Here is a 6,904-nt window from a genome sequence, read left to right on the forward strand (position 1 = left end):
GATTTGCCGCCTTCACCGCCCATTTTGATGCCTCCGCCATAATAGCCCTTCGACCGTTCGGGATGTAGTTTATCCTGATCCAGCATATCGCCTGAGTGACAGCTATAACAATCAGCTACGCCATCGGCGATATACCGACCAAAAGCTACCTGATCTGTACTGTCAGGCATCAGGATGGATTGCTGTGGGTAGTCGCCGGGCTTAATGATCGTGTTGGTCAAAAGCTTCGAGAAGAAACTGTATTCAAGTTCAGGGGCTTCTTCTTTCGAGGGTTGCACCGGTAGCCGATCGGAGCGTAACCAGGCAATAACGGATTGGAGATCTTCGTCCGACATAAGTGTGTAACGCGGCATAATGCCTACGAACGAACCGTCGGGCCGGACACTGGTGCGTAGAAAATACATCAGCTCGCCATCGGTCCACCGGCCAATCCCTTTTTCTTTATCCTGCGTAATATTTTTGGAATAAATGGTGCCAAACACGGCCGGAATTTCACTCAGTAATTTACCGGTCAGTCGATTGTCGTTATTGGCGTGGCAACTCATGCACTGCACCTGCGCAATGGCTTCTCCGCGTTTGATACGTGCTTCACTCCGCTCAACCGTGATATTTGGAGTGACGGGCGGGGCATATTTCGGGATACCAACCGCAGCTACGTACCCACAGAACCCCAGTACTAACAGCACTAAAACAGACAATACATAACCGGTGATTTTCAATACTTTTTTCATGGTGAGGATTGGGTTAAAAAAGAGGGAGGCCGCTTTTGCAATGACCAGAACAAAATTGACCGCCAATGGCTCCGGAGCCAGCGCAGAAACCGTTGAACCGGAAAAAAACTACGTTGAACCGCCTGTAACTCACGTCCGGTTGAACGGGCTACCGATTCCGCTTGCTACGTTTCAGGCAGCACTTTTAGCACTTCATCAGCTTCAGGGTGGATTTGACGTTCAGCGACTAGTACTTTCGACGTACCAAAACGGGGGAAGGGCTGGAAATACGTATCTTTAGCCTGACCGTTGTTGAGCCTTAATTTTATCGCTTTTGAAACGTCCTAACGATAGATGGTTTCGCTGGATTAGCATACCGCTGCTGGTATTGCTGGCGAATTTGTTTTATCTGGTAGAGTACGAGTACGATTACCGACGCTATCTTGGCTGGGCACTGCTGGGCATGGCCTACGTAGCGTTAATGTGGGAGGCAGTAATCTGGTGGCTCATGTTTGTTCGGCAACGCTACGCCCGTATTCAGCAAACCCGTTTGCGGGTTCTCGTCACCTTTGCTGGTTACCTGGTTCTTACAACCATCTTTCAGATGGTATTTGTCTGGTTGACCGACGTAACGAACATCGCTCTGATTCCCGTAAATCGACAGGTATATATCGTTTATCTGATTACGGGTTTTATCTGTACGCTACTCGTTGGATCGATTTATGAAGTGATTTATTATCTTCAAAAATACCGCGAAGCCGTTCAGGAAACCGAGTCAGTCAAAAAAGCCGGTTTACAGAGCCAGTACGATAGTCTTAAAAATCAGGTTAATCCGCATTTTTTATTTAACTCGCTTACCTCACTTTCTGCGCTGATTTCGGAAGATCGCCAGAAAGCAGGTCTGTTTCTCGACGAGCTGGCGAGCGTGTATCGCTATTTGCTGCAGGCAGGTCAGCATCCACTCGTCGCGCTGGGCGACGAGGTCGCTTTTTTAACCTCATATCGTTACTTGCTCGATGCTCGATTTGGAGGGGCGCTACGTTGGGATGTTGCCATTGACGACCGGTTCATTAATCGACTACTTCCACCACTCACCCTTCAGAATTTACTGGAAAATGCGCATCGTCATAATAGTTTGCTGCCTGATTCGCCCCTTCAGCTCTCTATCCGAACAACTCACGATGGTTACCTGGAGGTGGGCAACTCGATTCAGCGGAAAAAAGCTGCCGTTTTCAATCGCCAGGGAGGGCTTATTCAACTAGCCGCTCACTTCGACGTATTGGATCTGCCTCCGCCCGTTATCAGGGATGACGGCCATTGGTTTATTATTCGATTGCCATTAATCAGTAAAGAGCAGATTGACCAGCGGCATTCAGTCCCCAGGCCAGTCGCTACGTAAGCCTAGGCGTTGCGTTTATCCATCAAGGCGCGTCTTCTGATCGGCTGAATTGACGCTTCATAGTACGTTTGTTCCGCTTCAACAGATTGCGGGTTGCGCAATGAATGGCTTTAAAAGACCTTTAGTAATTAGTCTGATACTTGATGTGATGCACTAACCTTTACCACCTATGAACATTCTCCTGATCGAAGACGAAGAACTGGCTGTTCGCAAACTCTCGAAACTGCTCCAGGAAATAGACCCGACGGTTCAGATTGTTGGCAGTACGGCCAGCGTACGCGCTTCTATAAATTTCCTGAAAAGCCAGCCTGCTCCTGATCTGATTCTGATGGATATTGAACTGGCCGACGGACAAAGTTTCGAAATATTTGAACAGACGCCGGTTGAGTCGCCGGTTATTTTCACTACGTCCTACGACGAATATGCGCTTAAAGCGTTCAAAGTCAATAGTATCGATTATCTGCTTAAACCTATCAAGCGCCATGAGCTGGAAGCCAGTTTAGCGAAGCACAAACGCCTGCTCGATCGACCCAATACGCAGGATCGGGTTGTGTTTGATTCATTGGTTCAGCAACTTCGGCAGCAGCTCCAGCCGACCGAACATCGTAAACGGTTTCTGGTACGTCACCTCACCCAGTGGATGCCGGTTGAGGTGAGCGATATCGCTTATTTCTTTTCGGAGGAGGGTGTCAGTCTGTTTCGAACCAAAACCAACCAGAAATTTTCGATTGATTATACGCTCGACGAACTGGAGAGCATGCTTGATCCGACACAGTTTTTTCGGGCTAATCGTCAGTTCATTGTCGATATCGGCGCAGTGCAGCAAATTCATCCGCACTTTAACAACAAGCTCAAACTGACACTTAAACCTGCGTCCGAGCACGAAGTACTGGTTAGCCGGGAGCGGGCAACGGATTTTAAAAAGTGGATGGGCAAATAAAAACGCACGTCAATCAAGACCCCACCGAGCCAGGATCGCGATGGATACCATCGTATAGATAGCCATAAACAGGTACGTTCGGGTAGTAAGAAATTCAGGTAGTATGGCGGCAAGTATATAGCCAATAAAAGGCCAGGGGTGAATCAGATAACGCTCGTAAAACGGATGATTTCCGCCAATGAAGGCTTGCGAAGCCACGAAAAAACCAACGAACGTAATGGAATAAATCAGGGCTTTGTCCGTAAAATCGCGCTCTCGGATGACTAACGTCATCCGCTGAATGACACACGCCAGACTCACAAAACTCAGACTATACAGCAAAAACAGCCCCAAACGTAGCATAAGCGTACTACGTACCTGCATATGAGCCAAACTGTGTTCGATAGGGCCGCTGAATACGTTGCCAATAGATGACGTATGAAAAAGGTTTACCTGAAATAAGGCCAGCAGTAATGCTATCGGCAACGTAGCAAGCAGCGTCCGTTTGAACAGCACGGACTTCCACGATACGTTGAGCAGTACGAAAGGAGCAATATAAACCCCAATAATGGCTGACGTAGAGACGGGCCGCAAAACATTAAAACTAACCCCCGACCGTAGATGCGACCACTTGTTGAACGACGGTGGCGTTAAGCCTCCCCACAAAACGATTAAACCAACCAGCGGCAACAAACTGATAAGGATGAACAGATAGGGAAGTAGTTTTCTGCCCGTGAACGTCAAAGATGCCTTCGCTACGTACTGTTGCCATTCCGAAAGGATTAGAACAACAAACAAAGCGGGCAGCAGCGGAATGTAATAAAATCGGGCCACTGTGGCTAACCCGAGGAAAAGACTGGCCAGGAACAAAGGAAACAAGTTCTGAAGCTGTGAAACAAATAGCAGCAGCAGACCGGCAAAGACAAAAAGAAGAGCCGGTCCTTCGGTCATTACAGTGGAGGTACTCAGAAAGAAGTAAGGGCTGATAAATGTAAACCAACTGGCGGCCAGAAACCGTCGCTGCAACGTAGTGGAGAGGGTTCTGAGCTTAAAATAAGTAAGCCCTACGACTAATGCCAGCACCGCGCAGGTAATAAGACGAAGCCCAACGAAACTGATTCCTGGCAGCAGCCACATCCAAAACGCATACCATAGATGACTCGCTACACCGGTTGGCGGAATATGGTTGTACAGAGTTGTGCGATTCAACCCGGAATCGACAAAAGACTTGCCAGCGGTAAGATGAAAATCTTCGTCCATAACGCCATACCGAACCAGAACCGCGAGTAAGCTGGCAACCACTAAATAAAAGATACAAACGAATAGGATGCGTTGACGATAAACCTTGTAACTGGCGTCTGACGTAGAAAAGCCGGGAAGGCCGGAATCAATAGGGGACAGCAGCATGGTTATAAACGGTTCTTAGTGGCGAACAGAAATGAATGACGGCTGCAACCTGAAACGAGAGATTTCAGGAACGTATTGGCGGGCTAATTCAGGGTAAGCGTCGTTTGGCTCTCCGGCTTACGTGTGTATACAGTGAATAGCTGGTCGAACTGGAGGTATCCGCGTCCCGGTAAAAATGGAATCGAACGAACCCGCTCCGTGACGTCAAAACGCTTGAGTTCCTGATAATGACTAAGCACCGACGCATTTACCCCGTCAGTAGGGCGAAGCACTAAATAGTCTGGCTTCAGATAGGGTACCAACTTATTAAAATCGTTGGAGTGCAGCACTTTGCGGGCATTGACTACCTCTTTGGACGAAAGGCCCGGGTAGTCGTACATTTTCAGATTGGAATAAAACCCGATATACCCCAGGCATTCCAGAAAAACGGTACTGCCGGGCTTCGCATGATCCCGCAGCCACAAACCTATTGCCTTACGGTTATCAAGCTCAATAAGCTGCTGCTGAAGCCGCATCTGATAGGCCACGCATAAAAACACGGCTAGTTGAAAGGCGATAATAGCGCCCGTTGTTCCTTTCAGCATCGGCAAAAGGGCCGGGCGTTTTTGACTCAGCCAATCGGTGAGGTGATCCAGTTCGAAAGACAGTGCCCAGGTGCATAGGAACGTAACGCTGGGTACGTACCACGGATACGGCGTTGGTATAACATGACTCAAATAAAACTGCGCCAGGAAAGCCGCAAACGACCACGACCGGACAGCGGATCGACCAGATGGCAGTAGCCAGTAACTAATGCTGATAAACGTTAGCGCTTTGCTCAGTAAGGGAATAATCAGATTCCACCCGCCGAAACTCATGTAAGCGGGCGCAAACGTAGCGTGCAGGCTATTATCAATCGAAAACAACGATGTGACTGGAAATAAAAAAAATGCCTGCAGTAGACTCAGAACGTCGAAACTGCCTAAGCCCTTTGCTGTAATTGTGTTGGGAATCGGAGTACCATAATACCACCAGGCCCACAACACCCACGGCAGATAGAAGACAAACCCGAGCAAACCCGCCCGTATAAAAAGCGATATCCAACTTGCTCGTGTATGGGCCAACCGGCTTTCTGGATTGAACACTACGTGCCCAGCCATAACAGCCCCAACATAGACAAAGCTGTCAGGTCGGCTCCACATCAAACCCGCTATAGCTACCGCCAGCCAATAGGTAGGTCGATCAACCGGACTGTAAAAAGCGCACACCAGCAGTGCCAGAAAGAAAACCATAAACGCGGTTTCCATGCCATTGATGGAATAATCGACCGTTTTGGCGTCGATCGCTACAAGCGCCAGCAGCATGACTATAGCCGGGGTACTACGTAGTGCGTATAAGGCGCTTTTAAGGAGCAGAACAGCGGCAATTCCTAGTAAACCGGCACTTACAATCCGGAACAGCCAAAGAACCAGGTCATCATTGTCGGGGCCAGCCAGATAGCTCAATAACGCTGGAATTAGTGTACCAAGCGGAGACGTAAACGTGTGTAAATGCTCCCCCGGCGTAAAGACCAACCCATTGCCCATTGCCAGATTCTTACTGGCCCGAAACGTAATGTACCAGTCTTCCCAGGCGTGATTTGTATACAGGGCAAAGCCAAAGGCAATGAGAAATACGACCGGAAAAAGAAACCAGAGAGGTGCAGAAAATCGTCGATCAGTAAAGCGTTCCTTCATATACGTATTGTCTATGAATTACTACTTGCTTTTGAACTTGAATTACTGTTATTGGTTGACAGTCAAATGTATACGAAATTTATTCGATTTTGCTACCGTTAAATAATACGCTTTGCCTGCATCTGATCAAGTCAGGATGTTTCGTCAGTTAAACCGCAACAAAAGCTGCTTGAACTGCCTTTTTTTCCATTCCAGCTAACAGGAGCTGGACCCCTCAGTTGAGTCATTCTACTTTTGCATCGTTCACATCAGACCTCAGTCGAAACAATCCTCCTTTTTATTCAAACAACTACTAATGATTCCTAAACGTATCCTCTTTGCCACCATGCCCCTGGATGGCCACCTTAACCCACTAACGGGCCTGGCAGTGCATCTCAAAAAGATCGGTCATGATGTGCGCTGGTACACAGGGCCAAGCTATGCCGACAAGATTCGTAAACTGGCCATTCCGTATTACCCCTACCAGCAGGCGAAAGAAATCAATCAGCTTAATCTGGACGTAGCACTGCCTGAACGGCAACGTATCAAAGGAACGATTGCCCGGCTGCGTTTCGACCTTAATAATATTTTTCTGTTACGCGCTCCGGAGTTATTTAGTGATATTAAAGAAATTTATGAAGCGTTTCCGTTCGACTTACTTATCTGTGATTCAGCTTTTTCGGCTAGCCTTTTGGTGAAAAAGTTACTGAATGTACCGGTCGTTTCGATTAGTATTACTCCGTTGGGCGAATCGTCGAAGGCTCTGCCACCAACA

The 6,904-nt window shown here is 48.1% G+C and carries 7 protein-coding genes; 4 read left to right on the forward strand and 3 right to left on the reverse strand.

What is annotated here, in order from left to right:
* The coding region (locus ACOJS8_RS16755) for a c-type cytochrome (RefSeq protein ID WP_420149693.1) at positions 1–731 on the reverse strand (731 nt) is incomplete at its 3' end.
* 40 nt (positions 732–771) lie between these two features.
* Between ACOJS8_RS16755 and ACOJS8_RS16760 the strand changes: the two genes are divergently transcribed.
* From ACOJS8_RS16760 to ACOJS8_RS16770, 3 genes are all read left to right on the forward strand, one after another.
* Positions 772–1,011: a hypothetical protein gene (locus tag ACOJS8_RS16760; RefSeq protein WP_420149694.1), complete on the forward strand. Its 240-nt coding sequence runs from the start codon at positions 772–774 to the stop codon at positions 1,009–1,011.
* 33 nt (positions 1,012–1,044) lie between these two features.
* Positions 1,045–2,109 carry a sensor histidine kinase gene (locus ACOJS8_RS16765; RefSeq protein WP_420149695.1) on the forward strand — a complete coding sequence of 355 codons (1,065 nt, stop codon included), beginning with the start codon at positions 1,045–1,047 and terminating at the stop codon, positions 2,107–2,109.
* A gap of 169 nt (positions 2,110–2,278) precedes the next feature.
* Complete coding sequence (locus ACOJS8_RS16770; protein ID WP_420149696.1) at positions 2,279–3,049, forward strand: LytR/AlgR family response regulator transcription factor; 771 nt, start codon at positions 2,279–2,281, stop codon at positions 3,047–3,049.
* Positions 3,050–3,058: 9 nt separating this feature from the next.
* On the opposite strand, the gene ACOJS8_RS16775 is transcribed toward ACOJS8_RS16770, so the two are convergent.
* Together ACOJS8_RS16775 and ACOJS8_RS16780 are read right to left on the reverse strand one after the other, a co-directional pair.
* On the reverse strand, positions 3,059–4,435 hold the full coding sequence (locus ACOJS8_RS16775) for a hypothetical protein (protein WP_420149697.1): 1,377 nt from the start codon (positions 4,433–4,435) through the stop codon (positions 3,059–3,061).
* An 83-nt stretch (positions 4,436–4,518) separates the two neighbouring features.
* Entirely contained in the window at positions 4,519–6,150 is a 1,632-nt protein-coding gene (locus ACOJS8_RS16780) for a hypothetical protein (RefSeq protein ID WP_420149698.1), read from the reverse strand.
* Positions 6,151–6,445: 295 nt separating this feature from the next.
* On the opposite strand from ACOJS8_RS16780, the gene ACOJS8_RS16785 reads away from it, so the two are divergent.
* Positions 6,446–6,904, forward strand: a 459-nt coding sequence (locus ACOJS8_RS16785; RefSeq protein WP_420149699.1) for a glycosyltransferase, incomplete at its 3' end; no start/stop codon positions are given.

It is taken from the genome of Spirosoma sp. (assembly GCF_048594605.1).
Taxonomy (GTDB): Bacteria; Bacteroidota; Bacteroidia; order Cytophagales; family Spirosomataceae; genus Spirosoma.